This is a genomic window from Pseudomonas putida W15Oct28, assembly GCF_000708715.2.
In the GTDB taxonomy this organism is placed as follows: Bacteria; Pseudomonadota; Gammaproteobacteria; order Pseudomonadales; family Pseudomonadaceae; genus Aquipseudomonas; species Aquipseudomonas putida_R.
Genome location: NZ_JENB01000001.1, coordinates 100,645 through 123,380, shown reverse-complemented (window position 1 = coordinate 123,380; position 22,736 = coordinate 100,645). Strand labels below are relative to the sequence as shown.

The 22,736-nt window shown below is 62.6% G+C and carries 24 protein-coding genes; 16 read left to right on the top strand and 8 right to left on the bottom strand.

Annotation, left to right across the window (positions count from 1 at the left end; all coding sequences use genetic code 11):
• Positions 1-40: 40 nt before the first annotated feature.
• The 4 genes from AK81_RS00570 to AK81_RS00555 form a co-directional block, all read right to left on the bottom strand.
• A complete protein-coding gene (locus AK81_RS00570; protein WP_043195954.1) occupies positions 41-811 on the bottom strand; it encodes a MetQ/NlpA family ABC transporter substrate-binding protein in 771 nt (256 codons plus the stop codon).
• A 26-nt stretch (positions 812-837) separates the two neighbouring features.
• Positions 838-1,503, bottom strand: a complete 666-nt coding sequence (locus AK81_RS00565) for a methionine ABC transporter permease (protein WP_043195953.1) — start codon at positions 1,501-1,503, stop codon at positions 838-840.
• A gap of 9 nt (positions 1,504-1,512) precedes the next feature.
• The gene (locus AK81_RS00560) at positions 1,513-2,736 is read right to left on the bottom strand and encodes an SfnB family sulfur acquisition oxidoreductase (protein ID WP_043195952.1); all 1,224 of its coding nucleotides are present in this window, start codon (positions 2,734-2,736) and stop codon (positions 1,513-1,515) included.
• 116 nt (positions 2,737-2,852) lie between these two features.
• Positions 2,853-3,791 carry a LysR family transcriptional regulator gene (locus AK81_RS00555; protein ID WP_043195951.1) on the bottom strand — a complete coding sequence of 313 codons (939 nt, stop codon included), beginning with the start codon at positions 3,789-3,791 and terminating at the stop codon, positions 2,853-2,855.
• Between the two features lie 142 nt (positions 3,792-3,933).
• Here AK81_RS00555 and AK81_RS00550 point away from each other — a divergent pair, with 142 nt between their 5' ends.
• The 3 genes from AK81_RS00550 to AK81_RS00540 all read left to right on the top strand — a co-directional run bounded on the left by AK81_RS00550 (position 3,934) and on the right by AK81_RS00540 (position 7,504).
• Positions 3,934-5,076, top strand: coding sequence for an iron-containing alcohol dehydrogenase (locus AK81_RS00550; protein ID WP_043195950.1), 1,143 nt, complete (start codon positions 3,934-3,936; stop codon positions 5,074-5,076).
• Positions 5,077-5,119: 43 nt separating this feature from the next.
• On the top strand, positions 5,120-6,463 hold the full coding sequence (locus AK81_RS00545) for an MFS transporter (protein WP_043195948.1): 1,344 nt from the start codon (positions 5,120-5,122) through the stop codon (positions 6,461-6,463).
• 255 nt (positions 6,464-6,718) lie between these two features.
• Positions 6,719-7,504, top strand: a complete 786-nt coding sequence (locus tag AK81_RS00540; protein WP_043195947.1) for a 2-keto-4-pentenoate hydratase — start codon at positions 6,719-6,721, stop codon at positions 7,502-7,504.
• Here the strand turns inward: AK81_RS00540 and AK81_RS00535 are convergent.
• A complete protein-coding gene (locus tag AK81_RS00535; RefSeq protein ID WP_043196144.1) occupies positions 7,494-8,312 on the bottom strand; it encodes a helix-turn-helix domain-containing protein in 819 nt (272 codons plus the stop codon). The two genes, AK81_RS00540 and AK81_RS00535, sit on opposite strands and share 11 nt — an antisense overlap.
• Positions 8,313-8,419: 107 nt before the next feature.
• Here AK81_RS00535 and AK81_RS00530 point away from each other — a divergent pair, with 107 nt between their 5' ends.
• From AK81_RS00530 to AK81_RS00515, 4 genes are all read left to right on the top strand, one after another.
• Positions 8,420-8,734, top strand: a complete 315-nt coding sequence (locus tag AK81_RS00530) for a DUF2834 domain-containing protein (RefSeq protein ID WP_043195946.1) — start codon at positions 8,420-8,422, stop codon at positions 8,732-8,734.
• Positions 8,731-9,156, top strand: coding sequence for an MAPEG family protein (locus AK81_RS00525; protein ID WP_043195945.1), 426 nt, complete (start codon positions 8,731-8,733; stop codon positions 9,154-9,156). The genes AK81_RS00530 and AK81_RS00525 overlap by 4 nt, the downstream gene beginning before the upstream one ends.
• A 78-nt stretch (positions 9,157-9,234) precedes the next feature.
• The gene (locus AK81_RS00520; RefSeq protein WP_043195943.1) at positions 9,235-9,462 is read left to right on the top strand and encodes a hypothetical protein; all 228 of its coding nucleotides are present in this window, start codon (positions 9,235-9,237) and stop codon (positions 9,460-9,462) included.
• A gap of 102 nt (positions 9,463-9,564) precedes the next feature.
• Positions 9,565-9,954 (top strand): NUDIX domain-containing protein, encoded by a 390-nt coding sequence (locus tag AK81_RS00515; protein WP_050491815.1) that lies wholly within the window; start codon positions 9,565-9,567, stop codon positions 9,952-9,954.
• Between the two features lie 21 nt (positions 9,955-9,975).
• Here the strand turns inward: AK81_RS00515 and ppk2 are convergent, their stop codons facing one another.
• The gene (ppk2, locus tag AK81_RS00510; RefSeq protein ID WP_043195941.1) at positions 9,976-10,893 is read right to left on the bottom strand and encodes a polyphosphate kinase 2; all 918 of its coding nucleotides are present in this window, start codon (positions 10,891-10,893) and stop codon (positions 9,976-9,978) included.
• A gap of 182 nt (positions 10,894-11,075) precedes the next feature.
• Here ppk2 and pstS point away from each other — a divergent pair, with 182 nt between their 5' ends.
• From pstS to AK81_RS00465, 9 genes are all read left to right on the top strand, one after another.
• Complete coding sequence (gene pstS / locus AK81_RS00505) at positions 11,076-12,107, top strand: phosphate ABC transporter substrate-binding protein PstS (RefSeq protein WP_043195939.1); 1,032 nt, start codon at positions 11,076-11,078, stop codon at positions 12,105-12,107.
• Positions 12,108-12,177: 70 nt separating this feature from the next.
• Positions 12,178-13,146, top strand: coding sequence for a phosphate ABC transporter permease subunit PstC (gene pstC / locus AK81_RS00500; RefSeq protein WP_043195937.1), 969 nt, complete (start codon positions 12,178-12,180; stop codon positions 13,144-13,146).
• Entirely contained in the window at positions 13,143-14,036 is an 894-nt protein-coding gene (pstA, locus tag AK81_RS00495) for a phosphate ABC transporter permease PstA (protein WP_043195934.1), read from the top strand. Before pstC ends, pstA begins: the two co-directional genes overlap by 4 nt.
• Before the next feature lie 50 nt (positions 14,037-14,086).
• Positions 14,087-14,875 (top strand): phosphate ABC transporter ATP-binding protein PstB, encoded by a 789-nt coding sequence (pstB, locus tag AK81_RS00490; protein WP_016500238.1) that lies wholly within the window; start codon positions 14,087-14,089, stop codon positions 14,873-14,875.
• A gap of 94 nt (positions 14,876-14,969) precedes the next feature.
• A complete protein-coding gene (locus AK81_RS00485; RefSeq protein ID WP_043195932.1) occupies positions 14,970-15,668 on the top strand; it encodes a hypothetical protein in 699 nt (232 codons plus the stop codon).
• Positions 15,668-16,267 (top strand): hypothetical protein, encoded by a 600-nt coding sequence (locus tag AK81_RS00480; RefSeq protein WP_043195931.1) that lies wholly within the window; start codon positions 15,668-15,670, stop codon positions 16,265-16,267. The genes AK81_RS00485 and AK81_RS00480 overlap by 1 nt, the downstream gene beginning before the upstream one ends.
• A 355-nt stretch (positions 16,268-16,622) precedes the next feature.
• The gene (locus AK81_RS00475; RefSeq protein ID WP_043195930.1) at positions 16,623-17,810 is read left to right on the top strand and encodes a porin; all 1,188 of its coding nucleotides are present in this window, start codon (positions 16,623-16,625) and stop codon (positions 17,808-17,810) included.
• 241 nt (positions 17,811-18,051) lie between these two features.
• On the top strand, positions 18,052-19,215 hold the full coding sequence (gene nosP / locus AK81_RS00470) for a nitric oxide-sensing protein NosP (protein WP_043195928.1): 1,164 nt from the start codon (positions 18,052-18,054) through the stop codon (positions 19,213-19,215).
• Positions 19,184-21,082, top strand: coding sequence for a hybrid sensor histidine kinase/response regulator (locus AK81_RS00465; RefSeq protein WP_043195926.1), 1,899 nt, complete (start codon positions 19,184-19,186; stop codon positions 21,080-21,082). The genes nosP and AK81_RS00465 overlap by 32 nt, the downstream gene beginning before the upstream one ends.
• A 107-nt stretch (positions 21,083-21,189) precedes the next feature.
• Here AK81_RS00465 and AK81_RS00460 read toward each other — a convergent pair whose 3' ends face one another.
• Entirely contained in the window at positions 21,190-21,855 is a 666-nt protein-coding gene (locus AK81_RS00460; RefSeq protein WP_043195925.1) for a response regulator transcription factor, read from the bottom strand.
• A 58-nt stretch (positions 21,856-21,913) separates the two neighbouring features.
• Positions 21,914-22,462 (bottom strand): PQQ-dependent catabolism-associated CXXCW motif protein, encoded by a 549-nt coding sequence (locus AK81_RS00455; protein WP_043195924.1) that lies wholly within the window; start codon positions 22,460-22,462, stop codon positions 21,914-21,916.
• Positions 22,463-22,736: the final 274 nt, after the last annotated feature.

Below are 22,736 nucleotides of genomic sequence, written 5' to 3'. Positions count from 1 at the left end.
TTCGGGTTCCATGCCCTCCGTCACCAGAGGGCGGCAGGGGTCAGAAGCCAGGGGCGATCTGGCCTTTGTAGCGGGTCAGGATGAAGTTGCGCACTTCAGGCGAGTTGAGTGCCTGGGCGAGCTTCTGGATGCCAGGGTCCTGCAGGTTGTCGGGGCGGGCAACCAGGTACTCCACGTACAGGTCCTTGCCTTTTTCCACGATCAGCGCGCTGTTGGTATCGATGCCGGCCTCAAGGGCGTAATTGGCGAAGACGAAGGCGAGGTCGACCTGTTTCACCGAGCGCGCCAGCATGGCGCCCTCCAGCTCGCGGATTTTCAGGTGGCGGGGGTTGTCGGTAATGTCGCGCTGGGTGGACTGTGGGTTGGCCGGGTCCTTCAGCTTGAGCAGGCCGGCCTCGGCCAACAGCACCAGGGCACGGCCAGTGTTGACCGGGTCGTTGGGGATGGCGACGCTGGCGCCTTCGGGCAGCTCTGCCAGGTGCTTGTACTTGGCCGAGTAGGCGCCGAACGGTTCGATGTGCACGCCCACCACTGGCACCAGGTCGGTGTGCCGGGTCTTGTTGAAATCGTTGAGGAACGGCCGGTACTGGTAATAGTTGGCGTCCAGGTTCTTCTGCGCCAGTTGCAGGTTGGGCTGGATGAAGTCGTTGAACACCTTGATGTCCAGGTCGACCCCTTGCTTGGCCAGGGCCGGTTTGACGAATTCGAGGATTTCCGCGTGCGGCACCGGCGTGGCGCCGACCACCAGGTGTTCGGCGGCCTGGGCACTGAAGGCGAGGAAAGCGGCGAGGGCGGTGAGGGTCTTTTTCATGGTCGGTACCTGAGAAGAGTTAGGGCTCAGCGGCGGGTGAAATGCCTTACCAGGCGGTCACCGCTCATCTGCAGCGCCTGCACCAGCAGGATCAGCAGCAGCACGGTGACCACCATCACATCGGTCTGAAAGCGTTGGTAGCCGAAGCGGATCGCCAGGTCGCCCAGGCCGCCGCCGCCGATCACCCCGGCCATGGCGGTGTAGTCGACCAGCACGATGGCGGTGACGGTGACCGCTGCAATCAGCCCGGTGCGTGCTTCGGGCAGCAGGGTGTAGCGGATGATCTGCGCGATGCTGCCGCCCATGGCCTGGCTGGCCTCGACCAGGCCGCGGTCCACTTCGCGCAGGGCGGTTTCTACCAGCCGCGCAAAGAACGGCGTGCAGCCGACCACCAGCGGCGGGATGGTACCTTTCACCCCCAGCGAGGTGCCGGTCAACAGGGTGGTCAGCGGAATCAGCACGATCAGCAGGATGATGAACGGCAGCGAGCGCAGCACGTTGACCACCACCGACAGGCTTCGGTACAGCGGGCCGTGCGCCAGCAACTGGCGCTGCCCGGTCAGGTACAGCAGCACGCCAAGGGGCAGGCCGAGCAGCACGGTAAAGCCCAGCGCGGCGCCCAGCATGCTCAGGGTTTCCAGGCAGGCCTGGGCGATTTCTACCCAGTCGACGTTGGTCAGCAGGTCGTTCATTGGCGTGCCTCAGTTCCAGTCGTGGCGAGGCGGCTTGATGCCGTTCAGTGCCCAGTTGCCGACCAGGTGGTACTTCCAGCGCACCGGGTCGTGCAGGGTGTGCACGCGGGCGTTGCGCCAGTGGCGGTCGAAGTTGTGGCGGGTCAGCGACGAGCGTGTGCCGCCCAGTTCGAACAGGCGGTTGCTGGCCTCGATGGCGGCCTCGGTGGTCAGTACCTTGGCCTTGGCCACCGCAATCGACGCTTGGGCCACGTTTTCTTCGTTCGGTGCGGGCCTGGCCGCATCCAGGGCCTGGCCTGCGCGTTCGAGCAGTGCCTCGGCGGCTTCTTGGCGAATTTCCAGCGAGCCGACCTGGATGATGGTCAACGGGTCTTCGCTGGCCTTGTCGACCTGGGCGTCGATCCACGGCCGGGCATGCTCGCGCACGAAGGCAATGGTGTCGTCCAGCGCTGCGCGGCCGATGCCGGCGTCGATGGCAGCGGTGGTCAACTGGGCGAAAGGGCCGGCCAGGGTCGGGCTTTCGTAGGAGCGGTAGCTGGGGAACAGGTTGAACGCCGGCACCCGCAGGCCGTCGAGCAGCACCGTGCCGCTGGAGGTGGTGCGCTGGCCCATGCTGCTCCAGTCGTCGACAATCACCAGCCCGGCGCTGCCGCGCTGGACGAAGGCCAGCTGGGCACGGTCCTGCTCGTCCAGTGCCAGCACGCCGAGCCAGTGGGCGTACAACGAGCCGGTGCAGTAGCCCTTGCGCCCGTCGATGCGATAGCCGTCACCTTCGGCGACCAGGCGCGTGCGAATGTCCTGCACGGTCTTGCCGCCGGTTTCCGACAGGGCATTGGCAAAGCGATGGCCTTGCAGTACCAGGTCGTAGAAATAGCGTTGCTGTTGCGCGGTGCCTTGCAGGCGGATGTCTTCGAGCAGGCAGTAGTGGTTTTGCGGAATCTGCCCAAGCGAAGGGTCGGCGGCGGAGACGATGGCGATCACCCGGGCGAGGGTGGCGAATGAAACCTCGGCGCCGCCATAGGCCCGTGGCACGGTGATGCCCCACAGCCCGCTGTTGGAAAACGCGTCGACGATGTCGGCGGGTACTTCGCGGTTGCGGTCGCGTTCGGCGGCGCCCTCGCGTAGCAGCCCGGCGACTTGATGAGCGACGGCCAACGCTTCGGCGTCGTCGCGAATGATGTGTGCCGCCGGTGGGCGGATATCGTAGGTGGCAGATACGGTCAGGTCAGGCATGAGCAGCTCGTGTGCAGTCGGATGACCTTGCATTGCAGCTGCTGTGCCAACGTTCAAGCCCAATGAAATCGGGCTTTTAGATACCTGTTTCGGGCTGTTCCTGCCTTAAAATGCGACTAACTGTTGCTCTGCTGTCGGCCCTGCAACAGCAGTTCGCTGAGTGTGTCCATGGCCGGTGTCGTCTGGCTGCCTTTGCGCGTGACCAGCTCGTAGGGGTCGCTGACCGAGCCCATGGCCAGGGGTAGCATGCACACTTGCTGGTTCATCGCGCATTGCCGGGCCACGTCGATCGACACCAGCGCCACGAAGTCGGGGCGGTCTTGCAGCAGCGACAAGGTGGCCAGGATCGAGGTGGTTTCAACCAGGTGCAGTGGGAAGCGCAGCCCGGCGTCGTGGAACTCGCGCTCCAGTTGCACGCGCATCGGCATGTTGGCCCGGTACACGATCCAGCGGCTCTCGGCCAGCTCGGCAAGGCTCACGGTTTGTGCGTGTTTGAGCGGGTGGTCGACATTGGCGATGACCGCCAGCGTCTCATCCTGGACAAAGGTGCTGGCAAACAGCTGCGGCGTGTTGCTGACGCTGGTGCGGCACAGGGCAATGTCCAGCCGGCCGCTTTCGATCTGTGCCAGCAGCGACTGGCTGGTGTCTTCGATGATCTCGAACGACATCTGCGGCTGGATACTGGCCAGCTGCGACACGGCCCGCATCAGCAGTGGCACGGCGCCCATGATGGCGCCCACTGCCAGCCGGCCGCCCACACCGCGCAGGATTGCATCCAGGTCATGGCGCAGGTTGGCAATATCGGTCTGTACCACGCGCGCGTAGCGGATGGCGCAGTGCCCGGCGGCTGTTGGCTCCAGCCCGCGATTGGTGCGGTTGAACAGCACCGTGCCGAAGGTGGTTTCGATTTCCTGCAGCGCCTTGCTGGCACCGGGCTGGGTAAGCCCGACGCTGCTTGCTGCACCCAGCAGCGAGCGGTGCTCGTCCAGTTCGATGAGCAGGCGCAGGTGACGGGCGTGCAGCCTGGACATGATCGAATTGAGTGATGGGGTCATCTGGTATGCCTCATGGTTATACCGGTATGGATTGTTCTCAATACCATGGCCAGGCGCGCATTCCTATACTGGCGCTGCACGGTGTCGCATCCAGTGCGGCTAAACCGCCCAGAACAACAATGCCAGGAGCCTGCTGAGCCTTATGTCCCTGATCAATTACATCACCCAGATTCAGTTCGAAATCGGCGCCATTGCCCTGTTGCCTGCCGAATGCGAGCGCATTGGTATAACCAGGCCTTTGATCGTGACCGACCGCGGCGTGCGCGCTGCCGGTATCGTCGATACGGCGTTGAACACCTTCGCAGGCAGCGCTGCCCAACTGCCGATCTACGACGGTACGCCACCCAACCCCAACGAGAACGCGGTGCGCGAAGCCGTGGCCATGTTCAAGGAGTGTGGCTGTGACGGCATCATCGCCATTGGCGGCGGCTCGGCGATCGACCTGGCCAAAGGTGTGGCCGTGTGTGCCCGGCACGAAGGGCCATTGAAAAGCTTTGCGGTGATCGAGGGCGGCCTGGCGCGAATCACGCCGGCAACCGCACCGGTGATTGCCGTGCCAACCACGGCCGGGACCGGCAGCGAGGTAGGGCGGGGCGCCATCCTGATTCTCGATGACGGGCGCAAGGTGGGCGTGATCTCGCCCCATGTGGTGCCCAAGGCGGCCATTTGCGACCCGGCGCTGACCCTTGGCCTGCCAGCGCAACTCACCGCCGCCACCGGCATGGATGCGATTGCCCACTGCCTGGAAACGTTCATGGCGTCTGCCTTCAACCCACCTGCCGACGGCATTGCCCTGGACGGCCTGTGGCGCGCCTGGCGCTTCATTGAAAGCGCTACCCGAGACCCGCAGAACCTCGATGGGCGTATCAACATGATGAGCGCTTCGCTGCAAGGTGCACTGGCCTTCCAGAAGGGCCTGGGCTGCGTGCACAGCCTGAGCCATGCATTGGGCGGGATCAACCCGCGCCTGCACCATGGCACCCTCAACGCGATTTTCCTGCCTGCTGTCATCACCTTCAACCGCAAGGCCGCAACCGTGCTGAACGAGCACAAGATGGCGCGTATCGCCCAGGCGATGGGGCTGGCCGATGAAAGCCAGATCGAACAAGCCATTCGCGACATGACCCGCGCGCTGGGCCTGCCGACCGGCCTGCGCGAACTGGGTGTGAGCGAGGAGCAGTTCCCACGCATAATCCAGGGCGCGTTGGCCGATCACAGCCATCGGACCAACCCGCGTGAGGCGTCTGCCGAGGACTACCAGGGGTTGCTTGAAGCGTCGATGTAGTGCCAACCCGCTGTTCAATCAATAACAACAAAAGTGAACGCCCATGAATACCAAAGTTGCGCAAACCGAGCTTGCTCGCGAGCCGGAAGCAGTCGCCAGCTCGAACCCGTTCAGGAAGTACCAGGTCATCACCGTCAGCCTGTTGCTGGTGATCGGCATCATCAACTACGTCGACCGCAGTGCGCTGTCGATCGCCAATACCTCGATCCAGCGCGACATGGGCATCACGCCGTCACAGATGGGCATTTTGCTGTCGGCGTTTTCCCTGGCGTATGCCTTCTCGCAGTTGCCGCTGGGCATGATCATCGACCGCCTGGGCAGCAAGATCTCGCTGGGTGCGGCACTGCTGGGCTGGTCGGTGGCGCAGACGGCCTCCGGCCTGATCAACAGTTTTTCCGCGTTCATCGGGCTGAGGGTGCTGCTGGGGATTGGCGAGGCACCGATGTTCCCGTCGGCGGCCAAAGCGCTGGCGGAGTGGTTCGAGGCCGAAAAGCGCGGCACGCCGACGGGCATCGTGCTGTCATCGACCTGTATCGGGCCGTGCCTGGCGCCGCCGTTGCTGACGCTGCTGATGATCACCTGGGGCTGGCGCGGCATGTTCATTGTTACCGGGGTGTTCGGCATCCTGGTCGCCGCCTGCTGGTTTGCTTTCTACAAAAGCAAGGCGCGTTACCTGGCCGAACTGCCTGCCGAGGAGCGTGAGCGGCTGCTGGCGACCCAGGCCCATAAACAGCCGGTGGCAAGCGCCAGGCCGAGCCTGCGGGCACAACTGGCGGCCTGGGCCGAGCTGTTCCGCCACAAGAGCACCTGGGGCGCCGTACTGGGCTTCATGGGGGTGATCTACATGCTGTGGCTGCACCTGACCTGGCTGCCGGGCTACTTCGAGCGTGAGCATGGCCTGAGCCTGTACCAGACGGCCTGGGTGGTGTCGCTGGCCTATGTATTCGGCGCGCTGGGCACCATTGTCGCGGGGCGCATCTGCGACCGCCTGGTGAAGAACGGCGCCAGTGTGTTGGGCAGCCGCAAGCGGGTAGTGGTGACGGCGTTGTTCGCGGCAGCGGCATTCACCGTTCCGCTGTCGTTCGGCAGCGGCTTCATGCTCAGCGTGGCGCTGCTGTGTTGCGCACTGTTCAGCGTGAACATGGCCAGCTCCACCGCCTGGATGATCGCCAACACCGTGGTCGACAGCCAGCGCGTGGCCTCGTTTGGCTCCATCCAGAACTTCGGTGGCTACCTGGCCGGCTCGGTGGCACCGATCGTGACCGGGTTCAGCATCCAGCAGACCGGGTCGTTTGCCTCGGCGTTTCTGATCAGTGCTGCGGTGGCGGCGGTGGCGGCGATGGCTTATGTACTGCTGCTGAAGCAGCCGGTTTCCACTGACAGCTGACCACCGCAGCATCTGTAGGAGCGGCCTTGTGTCGCGATCGGGCCGCAGAGCGGCCCCGGCGATCTGTGATGGGTTGCTGAAATCCTGGGGCCGCTGCGCGCCCCGATCGCGACGCAAGGCCGCTCCTACAGGTACATCGCACCAGGCAGGTTAATAACAATTTGTGATGCCAGGTATCATCACAATATATTTATCATTATCAATTTCAGGCCCTAGCATCGGTTGCCCGGCATCGCCCATTTCCATGAGGTCTTGATGAACAGTTCGCTCTTCGTACACCAACGCACCGCGGCCTTGTTGCTGCAACACTGGCGCAGCGGTGACCTGCTGACGGAGCTGCCTGTCAGCCTCAGGCCCGAGACGTTGAAGCAAGGCTATGACAGCCAGGACCAGTTCTTCGCCGACGCCGCCGGCCAGCGTGCGGGGTGGAAGCTGGGTGTCGGCAGCCCCGCAGGCATGCGTGCGGCCAACCTGTCCCGGCCGCTGATTGGCCAACTGGAAGCAAAGCGCTGCCACGCTGATGGTGTGCACATCGAGCTGCCGGCCGTGACACCTGTCACCATCGAATGCGAGATCGCTTTCGTGCTTGACCGCGATATCCCCCCACAAGCCGGACGGGTGCCGGCCAGCGAAGATATCCGCGCTACTTGCGTCACCTTCGAAGTGGTGCGTTCACGCTTCGTCGACCGCAAGAGCGTCGGCTGGCCAAGCTTCGTGGCGGACAACGTGGGCTTCGAAGCGCTGGTTGTGGGCAACAACCTCGGCGCAGGCATCAATGTGCCGTTGCTGGCCGACCTGGCCGAGACCACTGAAGTGTACGTAGACGGCGAGTTACGCGCCCGCGGCTTGTTTGGCGATGCTGCGACCGACCCGCTGGTGTCGCTGGCCCACCTTTATGCCCATGCTGCCGAACGCGGCCAGACCTTGAAGGCAGGTGATGTGGTGACCACGGGGGCGATGTGCCAGCCGTTCGACCTGAATGAAACAGGCCATCAGGTTAGCGCCAGGTTCCTTGGCCAGGCGCTCTCGTTCACGCTGTAACCGCCGACCATTGATCAAACGCCGCCTGCATCCTCTGCCGGGTTTGCGGGTCGGCGGGGATCAGGTGCTCGATCCGCAGTGATTCCACCGTGATGTCCAGCGGCATGCCGAAGGTGGTGAAGGTCGACAGGAACCTCAGCTCGCCATAGGGGGTGCTCACGCGGGTCAGCAACACGGGCGCGATGCCTGCGGCCTGTTCCGGGTTGGCCGGGGCTGGAAGTTTGCGCAAGTGTTCTGCCAGCGCCGGGTTGCCGACTGCCTCCCTGGATGCACGTTGCCAGGCCACGGCACGAATTTCCTGCGCATTGGCCAGATGATCGCCCAGGCCGCCAGGGCGCAGCAGCGTATCCAGAAGGTTGAGGCCGGGCGCAGCCTGCGCCCCAACACCCACCATCGCCAGCAGCAGGCCGGTACTGGCATTGGCAGCGATGACCTCCCAGTTGCTGTCGATGACGATTGCAGGTGCTGGGTTGTTCGCCTGCAGGATGTGTTCGATGGCGGCATGCACCAATGCCAGTTCAGGCGCGTCGAGCGGCGAGGCCGCGTAGCGGGGCGCGTACCCGGCGGCAATGAACACTTCGTTGCAGTGCTCCAGTGGCGCGCCAAGGGCCGAAAGCAGGGCATGCAAGGTGCCAGGGCTGGCCTTGGCGCGGCCGGTTTCCAGGCAGCTCAGGTGGCGCTGCGATACGCCAGCCAATAGCGAAAGCGCCAGCTGGCTGAGCCCGGCCTGCTGGCGCAAGTGGCGCAGGTGCTGGCCTGCCGATGTATCCGGCGCAGGGCTTTTGCGGTGGAACAGATGATGACTCATGCGTTGATCCTGATCGTCCTTGATTGCAGCGTCCATGACCTCAGAGGTCATTGAGCGCAGGCAACCCTATCACTACTGTGCCGGCAAACCCTACCGAGGAAAGGACGATGGGCTTGCGTATCTGCGCGCTGGCGTTGCTGGTGCTGTTTTCGCTGTTTACCGGCTGGGCGATGCTGATTGCCGAGCAGTCGCTGCTAGCGTTCGGGCTGCAACTGATGTCCCGGCCTGACACCGCTCAGGTCGTCATCGACCTGTACCTGATGGCAGGGCTGGCCTGCGTCTGGATGGTCAGGGACAACCGTGCACGGGGCGGGAAGGGGTTGTCGTTGGTGCCCTACCTGTTGTTGACGGCTGTGTTCGTTTCGGCGGGGCCGCTGTTGTATCTGGTCAATAGAGGCGTTGCCGGGGTGCGTCAGCCATGAGCAATGCCTTGAGTGTCTATGCGCTGTGTATGGTGGTGCTGTTCCTGAAGATGTTCATGGTCTCCTGTTACCAGGGCTATCACCGCTTGCGTTTTGTGGCGTTCACCAACCCGGAGGATGCCGCTGTCTTCAAACACGCGGCGCAAGCGGCTGAGCGACCTGAAGTGATCCGCGCCGCCAAGGTCTGGGCTAACGACCTGGAAAACATCCCGGCTTTTTTCGCCTTGGGTGGGCTGGCTATCGCCCTGGATACAGCGGCGCAGCCCATTGTGTGGCTGAGCATTGCTTTCACCCTTGCCAGGGTCCTGCATACCTTGGCCTATCTGCTGCGTCTGCAGCCATGGAGAACGCTGTTCTATGCCATCGGGGCTGTCTGCCTGTTGGGTTTCTGCACACTTATTACCGCGAGAATAGCTGGCTGAACCAAAATATTGCATGAGTCATCTTGATGCCTTCACATAGCAGTACTAATACTTAAGCACTGCCGAAGAGGGACGATCATGCAGACGCGCTTCGTTGTGGTGCCCGCTGTGCCAGTAAAGAGAGAGGTTTACCCTCGGCGTCTTGGCTTTCCTGCCGCCCTGGGAGAGGGTTATGACCTTTACGACACCCAAGAAAAGATGCGCTTGAGCCTCAACTTTTCCACACGGGCCCAGGCCGAGTTCGAGTGCGCATACCGCAACCGCAACCGGGAAGGCGATGAAGCGGGTATTGTCGGCATTGGCTGATTCACCCCCGGCGGTAGTCATCCAATCGACACATTGAGCCTTTAGGGTTGAGGCAGGAGCCATTGCAGTGCTCCAGCCCAGCGAGTCGAACCGGGATGACGCATGAAGGCAATGGACAGCGCTACAGCCAGGCGCAAAGGCATCAAACTCCGCGCCACGGTCATTTACCGCAAGGATGGCCAGGTGCTTTTCGTGCGCAAGCGCAACGCCAAGTGGAACCTGCCGGGTGGCAGGGTAGAGCCGGACGAAACGCCGCTGCAGGCGGCCCGGCGAGAGATGGCGGAAGAAACAGGCCTGGCCTTCGATGAGTTGCGCTTCGTCAGTGAGTACCGCGAGGAGCGGGTCATTCATTACCTCTTCGAAGCCCGCAAAGCCGCAGACAAGCCGCGCCCCCTGAACGAAATCGACGCCTGCCGCTGGATCAAGCCAAGGCAGGTGGCCAAGCGCCGGGTAAGGCGCCCGATCAAGACCTTGCTCAGGCGCTGCGCGTAAACACAGCGCCCCAAGCAGATATCAGTAAACCTGTGGCACGATGATTTGCATCGGCGTCGGGTTGCGGGTGTAGTCCTCTTTCCTGACCCGTTGCGGCAGCTCGATCATCGGCACTTCCACCTCTTCATAAGGCATTTGCCCAAGCAGATGGTGGATACAGTTGAGCCTGGCCTTCTTCTTGTCGTCGGCCTGCACCACCCACCAGGGCGCCTCGGCAATGTGGGTGCGCTCCAGCATGATTTCCTTGGCCTTGGTGTAGGCCTCCCAACGCCGGCGAGACTCCAGGTCCATGGGGCTGAGTTTCCACTGCTTGAGCGGGTCGTGTACGCGGCTGAGAAAACGCAGGTGCTGCTCCTGGTCGGAAATCGAAAACCAGTACTTGATCAGCTGAATGCCCGAGCGCGCCAGCATGCGTTCGAACTCTGGCACGGTACGGAAAAACTCTTCGTACTGGTCGTCGTTGCAAAAACCCATGACCTTTTCCACGCCGGCGCGGTTGTACCAGCTGCGGTCGAACAGCACGATCTCGCCGGCTGCCGGCAAATGTGAAACGTAACGCTGGAAGTACCACTGGGTGCGTTCGCGGTCGTTCGGCGCGGGCAGGGCGGCAACCCGGCACACCCTGGGGTTGAGGCGCTGGGTGATGCGCTTGATCACGCCGCCTTTGCCGGCAGCATCACGGCCCTCGAACAGGATCACCACTTTATGGCCGGTCTTGACCACCCAGCTTTGCAGCTTTACCAGTTCGCCCTGCAGGCGGAACAGTTCACGGAAGTAAGTCCTGCGCGCGGCCTTTTCGCTGCCGTCCTCGACATGTTCGTCGAACAGCGCATTCAGGTCGTGGCCGTCCTCGGCCAGTTCCAGCTCCAGCTCTTCGTCGCTGTGGTCGAGCAGTTCACGGTGAATGCGCCTCATCAAGGCGTGTTCTGTTTCGGTCATGGCAAAGGCTCACGTCGGCGGGGGTGGCCAAGTGATAGCCGCCTTCGGTTACCGGCGAATGACATCAACCTGCCGTGATGGCACCCGCAATAAGCTCTACCACGGGGGGTGCCATTCAATAGTCACAAAGCTGTAACACAGCTGATGCAAAGTGTGCCGGCCATCACAAGGAGCACTTTTTGATGAAACGCCTGATGAAGTCTGCTGCACTCGCCGTTGCGGTCTCCCTTTGCGCCACTTCGGCAGCCTTTGCTGCAGAAAACGTTCGCCTGACAGGTTCCGGCGCCAGCTTCCCTGCACCGATCTACCTGACCTGGTTCAAGGACTTCAGCAAGAACACTGCTGGCGTCACCGTTGACTACCAGTCCAAGGGCAGCGGGGCGGGCGTTCAGGACTTCCTGAACAAGACCGTCGACTTCGCCGCCAGCGACTCGGCCATGAGCGAAGCAGACATTGCCAAGGTTGGCGAAGGCGTGCAGTTGCTGCCAATGACCGCCGGTGAAATCGTCCTGGCCTACAACCTGCCGGGCAACCCTAAAGGGCTGAAGCTGCCGCGCGAGGTGTACTCCAACATCTTCCTGGGCAAGATCACCCAGTGGAACGACCCGCAAATCGCCGCGGCCAACCCTGAGCTGAAACTGCCAGCTACCCCGATCACCGTGGTTGTGCGTGCCGACTCCAGCGGTACCACCGCTGTGTTCACCAAGCACCTGTCGGCCATCAACGCTGACTTCAAGCAAGGCCTGGGCGAGGGCAACACCGTCAACTGGCCGGCCACCGACAAGTTCATCAAGTCGCCGAAGAACGATGGCATCACCGCCACCGTCCGCCAGACCCCGGGCGCCATCGGCTACATCGAATACGGCTTCGCCAAGCTGGCCAAGGTCGACTTCGCCGTGCTGCAGAACAAGGCTGGCCAATACGTCGTGCCAAACGCAGAAAGCGGTGCCGAAGCACTGGCTGCGGTGAACATGCCGGAAAACCTGGTGGCCTGGCTGCCTGATCCGGACGGTGCCAAATCCTACCCGATCACTTCCTACACCTGGATGATCTTCCGCAAGGACAACGGCAACCCGGCAAAAGCCAAGGCCATGCGTGAAATGGTCGAGTACAGCCTGACCAAAGGCCAGACCATCGCCGACTCGATGGGTTACATCCCGCTGCCTGCGTCGGTTGTCGACCAGGTGCGTAAAGCGTCCGCCAACATCCAGTAATACCCAGGCGCTCCCGGTATCGGCATGAAGCCATACCGGGGGTGTTTGTCCCTTGTCCCGGAACTCGCCAATGAACACACCTTTTGCCATACCGGATAACCCCGACTCCGCGTGCCAGCCACCGTCTGCGAAGGACTTCCTGGTCGATCGCACCTTCCGTGCGCTTGCACGCATTGGTGTGGTGCTGGTGCTGGCGCTGGTCTTCGCGCTGGTCTACGAAGTGGGCCGCAAGGCACTGCCCGGCATCGAAAAGCACGGCTTTGACGTGCTGTTCGGCAGCGTCTGGGACGTCAACCAAGGCAAGTACGGTATTCTGCCAGCGATCTGGGGCACGCTTTACAGTGCCTTTATCGCCCTGTTGATCGCCGGTTTCTTCGGCGTCAGCATGGCCATTTTCCTCACCCAGGATTTCCTTCCGGCCAAGCTCGCCGCGGTGTTTCGCACCATCGTCGAACTGCTCGCCGCCATCCCCAGCGTGGTCTACGGCCTGTGGGGCATCTATGTGGTCATCCCGGCGATTCGCCCGCTGACCGCCTGGTTGAACAGCGAGCTGGGCTGGATCCCGTTTTTCGGCACCTCCCTGAGCGGGCCTGGCCTGCTGCCTGCTGCGCTGGTTCTGGCGATCATGATCCTGCCGACCATCGCTGCCGTTTCCCAGGATGCGCTGACCAGCGTACCGATGAAAACCAAGCAGGCGGCCTACGGCATGGGTACTACCCACTGGGAAGCCATCCTCAAGGTGATGGTGCCATCTGCGGCTACCGGCATCTTTGGTTCGCTGGTGCTGGGCCTGGGCCGCGCGCTCGGTGAAACCATGGCGCTGGCCATGCTGGTCGGCAACGCCAACACCATGTCCCTTTCCTTGTTCGCCCCGGCCAACACCCTGGCGGCGCTGCTGGCGCTGAACTTCCCGGAAGCCGGCCCGAACGAGGTCGAAGTGCTGATGTACGCGGCACTGGTACTGATGTTCATCACCCTGCTGGTGAACGTGCTCGGCTCGATGATCATGCTCTACGCCCAGCGTGGTAACAAACAATGACTGACTTGACGACCCCTGTAGCCGCATTGCCCAGCCTGCAACGCAAGCTGGAAGGCCGTGCCCTGCGCAGCGTGCTTTTGACCACCCTGGCATGGCTGGCGGCATTGGTGGCCAGCGTGCCGCTGATTTCCGTGCTGTACATGCTGATCACCCGCGGCGGTGCACGCCTTAGCCTGGAAGTGTTCACCGAGCTGCCGCCGACCGGTTTCGAGATGGGTGGCGGTTTTGGTAACGCCATGGCCGGTACCTTCGTCATGGTCGGCATTGCCGCCGCCATCGCGGTACCGGTCGGTATCCTGGCAGCGGTGTTCCTGGCCGAACTCGGCCCCGAAAGCAAGCTGGCCAACGCCGCGCGCTTTGCCGCCAAGATGCTCACCGGCCTACCGTCGATCCTGGCCGGGGTGTTTGCCTACGCCCTGGTGGTGATGACCACCGGTACCTACTCGGCGCCGGCTGGCGGTGTGGCCCTGGCAGTACTGATGCTGCCGATCGTGGTGCTGACTGCTGAAGAGTCGATGAAGATGGTGCCCAAGATCATGAAGGACGCCGCCTACGGCATGGGCTGCACCCGTGCCCAGGTGATCTGGAAGATCGTCTTGCCCACCGGCCTGCCGGCCATCCTCACCGGCGTCATGTTGGCCGTGGCCCGCGCCGCTGGCGAAACCGCGCCACTGCTGTTCACCGCGTTGTTCAGCAACTACTGGATCTACCATGACGGCAGCCTGGCGGTCATGAACCCTACGGCCTCGCTCGCCGTACTGATTTACAACTTCTCCGGCATGCCATTCGACAACCAGCTCGAGCTCGCCTGGGCGGCCTCGCTGGTGCTGGTAATGATCGTGCTGGTAATCAACATTCTGAGCCGAGTCTTCGGCAAGCCCAAGTATTGAGAAAGGGAGCATCCAACTTGAACGTATCCACTGCGCAAAGAGCCGCTCCCATGGTCAGTGAAGCAACCCCGATCGTCATGGACTGCAAGCTGGACAAGATTTTCTACGGTAACTTCATGGCCGTGCGTGACAGCCATGTGCCGATCAGAAAGAACGAGATCACCGGCTTCATCGGGCCGTCGGGCTGCGGCAAGAGTACCGTGCTGCGTAGCCTCAACCGCATGAACGACCTGGTGAAGGGCTTCCGGTTTGAAGGCCATGTGCACTTCCTGGGCCAGGATGTCTACGGCAAGGGCGTTGACCCGGTGGTCGTGCGCCGTTACATCGGCATGGTATTCCAGCAGCCCAACCCGTTCTCGATGAGCATCTTCGACAACGTCGCCTTCGGCCTGCGCCTGAACCGCTACAAGGGCGACCTGGGTGACCGCGTGAAGCACGCCTTGCAAGGCGCCGCGCTGTGGGACGAAGTGAAGGACAAGCTCAAGGTCAGCGGCCTGTCGCTGTCCGGTGGCCAGCAGCAGCGCCTGTGCATTGCCCGTGCCATCGCCACCGAGCCCGAAGTGCTGCTGCTGGACGAACCGTGCTCCGCACTCGACCCGATTGCCACCCGTCGCGTGGAAGAGCTGATGGTCGAGCTGAAGAAGGACTACACCATCGCCCTGGTGACCCACAACATGCAGCAGGCGATTCGTGTGGCCGACACCACGGCCTTCTTCTCGGTCGATATTTCCCAGGGCAGCCGCACCGGCTACCTGGTCGAGATGGGCCCTACGGCGCAGATTTTCCAGAACCCACGCGAGCAACTGACCAGCGACTACATCAGCGGCAAGTTCAGCTGAGTCAGGCATGCCCAAGGTGGCCGGGTGTTGCAGCCAGGACGGTTGCAGCACCCGGCCGCGTTACCTTCCGTTAAAGTGTTACCCGGGATTTCCAATGCGAGCAACGCGTCGTCTTGATCTTTCAGCGGTAGAGCGCGCACTGCGCGAGGTGCAGGGCCGCTTTGCCGAACTCAGCCGGCATTTCACCGAACCGCGGGACCCGTTTACCGACGAGGTGCTGCTGAACGTGCTTGAAGGCTACGCCCTGATTGACGACTATGTCGCTCGCGGTATCGACCTCTTCGACCTGCAACAGCTGAACCTGATGCTGGAAATCAATGCCACCGTGCTGTGCGGCAGCGACCCGGCCCGCCGCCTGGAATATGCCCCGCACCTCGCGGCAACCGAGGCACACTTTTTCAACAACGTCGAAGGTGGCATCAAGGACTTGTACAACTGGTACTGCTCGTACCGCAGCGATTCGGTCTGGAAGCGGGCAGCCGGTGTGTATGTACGTATCCTCAGCAAGCCGCAGTTGTTCATCGAAGGCAACAACCGTACAGGTTCGCTCATCGTCAGCTACTTGCTGATGCGTGCCGGGTTGCCGCCATTCGTGCTGTCGCTGGACAACGCCGAGGGGTACTTCAACCCGTCCTCGGTCATACGCAACTCCGCTAAACACGGTGTCAAGGCCTTGTACGAACTACCCAAGATCAAGAAAAAGTACGCCGCTTTCCTCGAAGAGAAGGCGCCTGAGCCCGGCAAGTTCTTCCTGAACGGCACGCCCGTGCCTGTCTGTGGGGGGCACCGCTGATGCAACGTTCATCCATGTTCGTTCGCGGGCGCCAAGCCATCGAGCGCAAGATCAAGCGTGGCCAGGTACGCATTTCGTTCGATATCGACGACACGCTCGCCTGCCTGCCCGAGCACGCTGCCGCCGAAGACAGCAAGCTGCCGAACTTCGTCCATCGCTGGTTGGGCGAGCCCCTGCGCAGTGGCACGCGCTCGCTGATCCGCGACCTGCGCCGGCAGGGCTGCAGCATCTGGATCTACACCTCGTCGGGGCGCACACCGTCCTACATCCGCCGCTGGCTGATGCTCTACGGCATCCATGTCGATGGCGTGGTCAACAGTGACCGGCACCAGCATATCCTGGCCCAGAACGGCCTGGAGAACTCCCCCTCGAAGTTGCCCTCGGCGTTCGACATCGACCTGCATGTTGATGATTCCGAGGGTGTGCGGCTGGAAGGCGTCGACCACGGTTTTAGCGTGGTGGTGGTGTGCCCGAAAGACGAGAACTGGGCACAGAAGGTGAAGGCCGCGGCAATCGATGTGCAGGCCCGCCTGGCCTGGCAGCAACCGCACCGCTATGAAATGCCCGCGTGCCAGCGTTCGCAGGCGCTTGCTTCCTGAAGGACGCAATTACACTCAGTTAATAGAAATGGGGCTGCTTTGCAGCCCTTCGCGGGCTTGCCCGCTCCCACAGGTCTGGCGCTGAGTTCAGGAAATGCGCGAATCCTGTGGGAGCGGGCAAGCCCGCGAAGGGCCGCAAGGCGGCCCCAGTTCGTTCAGGTGTATTGATACCCACCAACCATTCATGCGTACGCCTTAGGTCTCGTGTACTGACCCAAGCGGGTACCGCGACCAAATCCTCACGCCGCATCCGCCAGCCCAAAGCACCTGCCCGCCCGCCCGAAAGCAGCGTACCCGGCAATTTGCCCACTTCTGATAATCGCCTCCGACATCCAGTCCCCGTTTGGAGCGCGCCATGCACAACAACAATAAGCACCTGCCGCCTCGTCTTCTGGCAGCCGCCATCGCCAGCTTTTCTGCCCTGGGCCTGAGCGGCGTCGCCGAGGCCGAGATCATGCTGTACGACAAGGACCAGACAACCTTTTCCACCGATGGCTACATCAACGCCTTCTACGTCAACAGCAAGGTCGACCGTGAGGGTGAGCAGTTCGATCGCCGCCAGTCGCGGGTGAAGATGGGCTTCTTGCCCAACTACCTGGGTTTCAACATGGGCAAGCAGGTGGATGACCTGAAGCTCGGCGCGCGTGCCTCGTTCTGGGTCACGATCAACGACAGTGAAACCAATGGCACCGACACCGCCATCGACGTGCGCCAGTTCTACGGCACCGTGGCCAACCCCGAGTGGGGCGAGGTGCTGATCGGCAAAGACTTCGGGCTGTTCGCCCGCTCCAACATCCTCCTCGACGAGCTGCTGGCCGGTTATGGCCAGGTCAGTGACACCCTGGGGCTGGTGGACGGCGGCGGGGTGTCGTTCGGCAACATCGGCAGTGGTTACCCGTACCCGTTCCCCACCTCGCAGATCACTTACCGCACGCCGGTGATGGACGGCCTGCGGGTGGCGGTGGGCATCATGGACCCGGTAGACACCAACGACAGCAGCCCGACCGGCAAGGCCTACCAGGAAAACCCCCGCACCGAAAGCGAGATCACCTACCAGTTCGACCTGGGCGGGGCGCAGATGTACAGCTGGGTCAATGGCAGCTATCAGACCTCCGACAACACTGACTCGACGGTAGAAACGGTCACGTCCAAGGGGGTGGGTTACGGGGTGCAGGCAAAGATGGGCGGGCTGTCGCTGACCGGCTCGGGGTTCCAGGCCAAGGGCATCAACCCGTTCTTCACCAACAACGCGGGCGAACCGGTGTTGCGCAATGTCGACAGTGACGGCTACCTGCTGCAGGGCTCGTACAAGGTCGGCAAGAACCGCGTGGCGCTGTCCTATGGCAAGACCAAGGACGACGGCAACGGCGCGGTGGGCAGCGGGGCGGACTACGAGACCCGCGGGGTGGCGCTGTTCCATGATGTCAACGACAACCTCAAGCTGGTGGCCGAGTACAACCAGTTTTCCATCGACGGGCATGACACCAGTGCGCAGAACGAAGACACCGATACCTTTGCGGTGGGCGCGGTGCTGACCTGGTAGATCACAGGTTATCAGCCTTGGTGTGTACCTGTGGGAGCGGGCATGCCCGCGAATCAGGCGACGCGATTCATGGCACCGGCTTCGCCGGTGTTCGCGGGCACGCCCGCTCCCACAATGATTTGCTAAACACGGGCTGCTTTTACACCCATGGAACCGTCCACCCGCTACCCAAGTAGCATTCGTCCCCCGTACCCACCTTCGTACACTGACCCCCTCAGCCACCCCCGCGCCGGAGACCACGATGCAGCAGGCTCAAAACGACGGTGTGGTCAGCGCCATGTCCCAGGCCACCGACGCCCGGCAGGCCGCCCAGGACCTGGCGCGGCAGCTGCTGCACCCGCACCTGGGTTTCGTGCTGTTCTTCTGTTCCGCCGAATACGACTTGCAAGCCTTGGGCGAAGCGTTGGAGCAGGGCTTTGGCGGTATCCGCCTGGTCGGCTGCACCAGCGCTGGGGAAATCACCCCGCTGGGCTACGGCCGCAATTGCGTCACGGCGGTGGGCTTCGATCACCGGCATTTTTCGATTGCCACCGAGCTGATCGATGAAATGGAGCGCTTTAGCCTCATCGACGCGCAGCAGATGGTCGAGCGCCTGGTGGGCACCTGCCGCAGCAACACCCTGGCACCGATCAAGGGCCACAGCTTTGCCCTGACCCTGCTCGACGGCCTGTCCAGCCGTGAGGAAATGGTGCTCGCCGCCCTCAGCGCGGCACTGGGGGACATCCCGCATTTTGGCGGTTCGGCCGGCGACGACAACTACCTGAACCGTACCCATGTGTACTTCGGTGGCGCGTTCCACAACGGTGCCGCTGTGGTGGTGTTGGTCAACACCTGGCTCGATTTCGAAGTGTTCACCACCCACCACGTCCTGCCACGCCAGGAAAAACTGGTGGTAACCGGCGCCGACAGCGCCCAGCGTCGGGTCTTCGAGCTGAATGCCGAGCCTGCGGCCGAGGAGTACGCCCGGCACATCGGCGTGCCGGTGGCTGCGCTCGATTACCGGGTATTCGCCGCTCATCCGCTGGCGGTGCGCATTCATGACCAGTATTACGTGCGGGCGATCCAGCAAGTGCACCCGGACATGAGCCTGAGTTTCTACTGTGCGGTAGAAAACGGCATCGTGCTCACCGCCATGACCCCGGGCCCGCTGTTGCCGAACCTGCACCAGCTGTTCGACGGTTTGCACCAGCGCCTTGGTCCGCCGCTGCTGACCATCGGTTGTGATTGCTTTCTGCGGCGCCTGGAGCTGGAAGCCCATCACGGCCTGGAGCCAGTGGGAGCGTTCTTGCGCGAGCAGCGGGTGATCGGCTTCAACACCTACGGAGAACAGTTCAATGGCATGCATATCAACCAGACCTTCACCGGGGTCGCCATTGCCCGCAACCGGCCTCCTGTCGGGCGCTGAGCTGCAAGCAGAGCTCTGCCGGCTGCAGCACGAAAACCAAAAGCTGCAGCGCATCAACGGCGCGTTGATCGAACGCATCGAGTCGGGGGTAACGCGGGGCAACGACCCCTACGCGGCGTTCCAGCATTCGGTGGTACTGGCCGAGCAGGTGCGTGAGCGCACCGATGCCCTGAACCAGGCCATGGCGGAGCTCAAGGCGGTCAACCGCCTGCTCAGCGAGGCTCGACAGCGGGCCGAGACTGCCCACCAGCACCAGATTCGCCTGATTACCGACAATGTCCCGGCGCTGATCGCTTACCTGAATGCCGATCTGGTCTACGAATTCACCAACAAGGTCTATGAAGAATGGTACTGCTGGCCGCACGGCGTAATGCTGGGCCAGAGCCTGAGAGAGGCCCACAGCGAGCAGCATTACCAGCGGCTGGAAGGCTATGTGGCGAGGGCCCTGGCGGGGGAGAGCGTCACGTTCGAATTTGCCGAAACCAACATCAATGGCCAGGAGCGCTACATGCTGCGCTCCTACGTACCCAACCGCCTGGCCAGTGGCGACGTGGTGGGTATCTTCGTGTTGATCCGCGACATTACCGAGCGCCGCAATACCGCCCAGGCGCTGCACCAGGCTTATCAGCACCTGGAGCAGCGGGTGCGCGAACGCACCGCTGAACTGACCAGCCTCAACGACCAGTTGCTGCGTGAAATCGAGGAACGCAGCCGGGCCGAGTCGCGCCTGCGAGAAGCCAAGCGCGAGGCCGACCAGGCCAACCTGTCGAAAACCAAATTCCTCGCTGCGGTCAGCCACGACTTGCTGCAGCCGCTGAACGCGGCGCGGCTGTTCACCAGCGCGCTGCTCGAACGCCGCGATCCGCAAGACAGTGCCCACCTGGTTCGAAATGTCAGCAACTCGCTGGAGGATGTAGAGAACCTGCTAGGCACCTTGGTGGACATTTCCAAGCTCGATGCCGGGGTGATCAAGGCCGATGTCGCCCCGTTCGCCCTCAGCGAACTGATGGACAACCTGGCTGCCGAATACGCCGAAGTGGCGCGCAGCGAAGGGCTTGAGCTGCATTTTGTGGGCTGTTCTGCGGTGGTGCGCAGTGACATCCAGCTGCTGGCGCGGATCCTGCGCAACCTGCTCAGCAATGCCATCCGCTACACCCACCGCGGGCGCGTGGTGCTGGGCTGTCGGCGCCAGCGTGGCGGCCTGCGGATCGAAGTGTGGGACAGCGGTATCGGCATTGCCGAAGAGCACCTGGAAGAAATGTTCCAGGAGTTCAAGCGCGGTGATGTCCAGCGCCCGGACCAGGACCGCGGGTTGGGCCTGGGCCTGGCGATCGTGGAAAAGATCGCCGGCATCCTCGGCCACCGGATCCGCGTGCGTTCATGGCTCGGCAAAGGCTCGGTGTTCGCCGTCGAAGTGCCGCTGAGCGCCACCGCGCCCAAGGCCCAGCCGAGCCAGGTGATCTGCGAGCCGATGCTCGAACGCCTGCGGGGGGCGCGGGTGTGGGTGCTGGATAACGATGCGGCGATCTGCGCCGGCATGCGCACCTTGCTGGAGGGTTGGGGCTGCCAGGTGGTGACTGCGTTGTCGGAGGAAGACCTGGCGCGCCAGGTGGACAATTACCACGCCGAGGCCGACCTGCTGATTGCCGACTGCCACCTGGACAACGACTGCAACGGGGTCGACGCCGTGGCGCGGATCAATGCCCGCCGCGCTCAGCCGCTACCGGCGCTGATGATCACCGCCAACTACAGCAACGACCTCAAGCAGCAGATCCGCGAGCTGGGCCATACCCTGATGCACAAACCGGTGCGGCCGATGAAGCTCAAGACTGCGATGAGCCATTTGTTGGCCAGCAGCGCGACATAGCTGCCGGCCTCTTCGCGGGCCTGCCCGCTCCCACAGGTATTGCGCAAGCCTTGGAACCTGTACAAATCCTGTGGGAGCGGGCAAGCCCGCGAAGAGGCCGTTGCAGGTCAACGCCGCAAGTAGTCAGCAAAATCGATGTCGCCGGCACTGAGGATGGCCTGCACCCGGTTATGCACATTGAGTTTGCGCAAGATCGCCGATACATGCGCCTTCACCGTGGTTTCGGCGATTTCCAGCGTATAGGCAATCTGCTTGTTCGATTCGCCCTTGGTCATGCGCTCAAGCACCAGCAGTTGCTTGCGGGTCAGGGCCTGGAGCATTTCCGGCGGGAAGCTCGGAGTATCGTTGTGGCGCCGGCTGTTGCTGCTTTTCTGGGCACGGATGATGTCGGGCGGCAGGTAGACATTGCCGTTGAGGATCTGCTCGATCGCTTCGATCATCTGTGAACGTGGCGAGGACTTGGTGATGAAGCCCACGGCGCCGTAGGTAATGGCCTGCAGCACGATCTGCTTTTCCTGCTCGGCCGAAACGATTACCACCGGCGTGGTCGGGGCCTCGTTGCGCAGGGTGATCAAGCCGTTGAGGCCGTGCATGCCAGGCATGTTCAGGTCGAGCAGGATCAGGTCGAGGTCGTCGTGTGCCTGGGTCAATGCCAGGGCGCTGTCCAGGTCGGCCGTCTCCATGACCTCGCTGCCTTGAAAGCCATCGCTGATGACGTTGTGGATGGCTTCGCGAAACAGGGGGTGATCGTCGGCAATCAGAATTTTGTACATGGCCTTTTCACCTTGTTTTTATTGGAGGGGGCGGGGCACGCATTCGCAGGCAAGCAATTCAGGGGAAGGGCACGGGTTGCGCCGGCTGCAGCGGCAGGTTGGCCTGCTGCCAGGCGTCCACACCGTCGCGGTACCAGTACAGGTTGTTATAGCCCAGGGCCTTCGCGCGTTTTACCGCGTTCCAGCTTAACCAGCAATCGGAGCGGCAGTAAAAGACCAGCGGTTGCTGCAGGTGCCCGGCGGTGGCTTTTTGCAGGTTACGCACGAAATAGTCCTGCCAGGCCGGGCTCAGTTCGCCATCGCCGGTGTTGGCCAGCCACAGGCTGCCGGGCAGGTTGGCGTGGGGTTCGTCCTCGATGAAGCGGCCTTGCAGCCATTGGCGGCGGTAGACGTCGATCAGTACCGGCTTGGGGTTCTGGCCCAGCAGCAGCTGTAACGCGGCAGTGTTTATGACTTGGCCGCCCTCGACCTGCTGCGGGGTAGGGCTGCGGTAGAGGGTGGCGCGGTAGCCTTCGGCGGAGAACAGTGGAGTGGTGTCGGCCTGGGCAGTACCCAGTGACAGACACAGCGAAACGGCAGCCAGCAAGGGGCGCAGGGCACGTGGCATGGGATTTTTCCTTTTTGTTATAGGCCCATTACATGCCAGTGGCGATGCTTTGTGAATGCGACGATAGACAGCAAATGCAGTACTAAAGTAGTAGATGGCGGTTGAAAAGTGAGCCGCCACTTCAGCCCTGACGCGGACCCTTGTAGGAGCGGCCTTGTGTCGCGATGGGCTGCGCAGCAGCCCCGGCAATTCAAGCAGTGCAGCTGAAATCCCGGGGCTGCTGCGCAGCCCATCGCGACACAAGGCCGCTCCTACACAGGGCAAGCGACAGAAG

Coding starts and splice junctions, on each gene's coding strand:
- AK81_RS00535 (WP_043196144.1), bottom strand. CDS start 8,312: ATGAGTCATCATCTGTTCCACCGCAAAAGCCCTGCGCCGGATACATCG.
- ppk2 (WP_043195941.1), bottom strand. CDS start 10,893: ATGACCGAAACAGAACACGCCTTGATGAGGCGCATTCACCGTGAACTG.
- AK81_RS00525 (WP_043195945.1), top strand. CDS start 8,731: ATGAGCAATGCCTTGAGTGTCTATGCGCTGTGTATGGTGGTGCTGTTC.
- pstA (WP_043195934.1), top strand. CDS start 13,143: ATGACTGACTTGACGACCCCTGTAGCCGCATTGCCCAGCCTGCAACGC.
- AK81_RS00530 (WP_043195946.1), top strand. CDS start 8,420: ATGGGCTTGCGTATCTGCGCGCTGGCGTTGCTGGTGCTGTTTTCGCTG.
- AK81_RS00560 (WP_043195952.1), bottom strand. CDS start 2,736: ATGCCTGACCTGACCGTATCTGCCACCTACGATATCCGCCCACCGGCG.
- AK81_RS00485 (WP_043195932.1), top strand. CDS start 14,970: ATGCGAGCAACGCGTCGTCTTGATCTTTCAGCGGTAGAGCGCGCACTG.
- AK81_RS00550 (WP_043195950.1), top strand. CDS start 3,934: ATGTCCCTGATCAATTACATCACCCAGATTCAGTTCGAAATCGGCGCC.
- AK81_RS00555 (WP_043195951.1), bottom strand. CDS start 3,791: ATGACCCCATCACTCAATTCGATCATGTCCAGGCTGCACGCCCGTCAC.
- pstC (WP_043195937.1), top strand. CDS start 12,178: ATGAACACACCTTTTGCCATACCGGATAACCCCGACTCCGCGTGCCAG.
- pstS (WP_043195939.1), top strand. CDS start 11,076: ATGAAACGCCTGATGAAGTCTGCTGCACTCGCCGTTGCGGTCTCCCTT.
- AK81_RS00475 (WP_043195930.1), top strand. CDS start 16,623: ATGCACAACAACAATAAGCACCTGCCGCCTCGTCTTCTGGCAGCCGCC.
- AK81_RS00460 (WP_043195925.1), bottom strand. CDS start 21,855: ATGTACAAAATTCTGATTGCCGACGATCACCCCCTGTTTCGCGAAGCC.
- AK81_RS00570 (WP_043195954.1), bottom strand. CDS start 811: ATGAAAAAGACCCTCACCGCCCTCGCCGCTTTCCTCGCCTTCAGTGCC.
- nosP (WP_043195928.1), top strand. CDS start 18,052: ATGCAGCAGGCTCAAAACGACGGTGTGGTCAGCGCCATGTCCCAGGCC.
- AK81_RS00455 (WP_043195924.1), bottom strand. CDS start 22,462: ATGCCACGTGCCCTGCGCCCCTTGCTGGCTGCCGTTTCGCTGTGTCTG.
- AK81_RS00545 (WP_043195948.1), top strand. CDS start 5,120: ATGAATACCAAAGTTGCGCAAACCGAGCTTGCTCGCGAGCCGGAAGCA.
- AK81_RS00540 (WP_043195947.1), top strand. CDS start 6,719: ATGAACAGTTCGCTCTTCGTACACCAACGCACCGCGGCCTTGTTGCTG.
- pstB (WP_016500238.1), top strand. CDS start 14,087: ATGGTCAGTGAAGCAACCCCGATCGTCATGGACTGCAAGCTGGACAAG.
- AK81_RS00520 (WP_043195943.1), top strand. CDS start 9,235: ATGCAGACGCGCTTCGTTGTGGTGCCCGCTGTGCCAGTAAAGAGAGAG.
- AK81_RS00515 (WP_050491815.1), top strand. CDS start 9,565: ATGAAGGCAATGGACAGCGCTACAGCCAGGCGCAAAGGCATCAAACTC.
- AK81_RS00480 (WP_043195931.1), top strand. CDS start 15,668: ATGCAACGTTCATCCATGTTCGTTCGCGGGCGCCAAGCCATCGAGCGC.
- AK81_RS00565 (WP_043195953.1), bottom strand. CDS start 1,503: ATGAACGACCTGCTGACCAACGTCGACTGGGTAGAAATCGCCCAGGCC.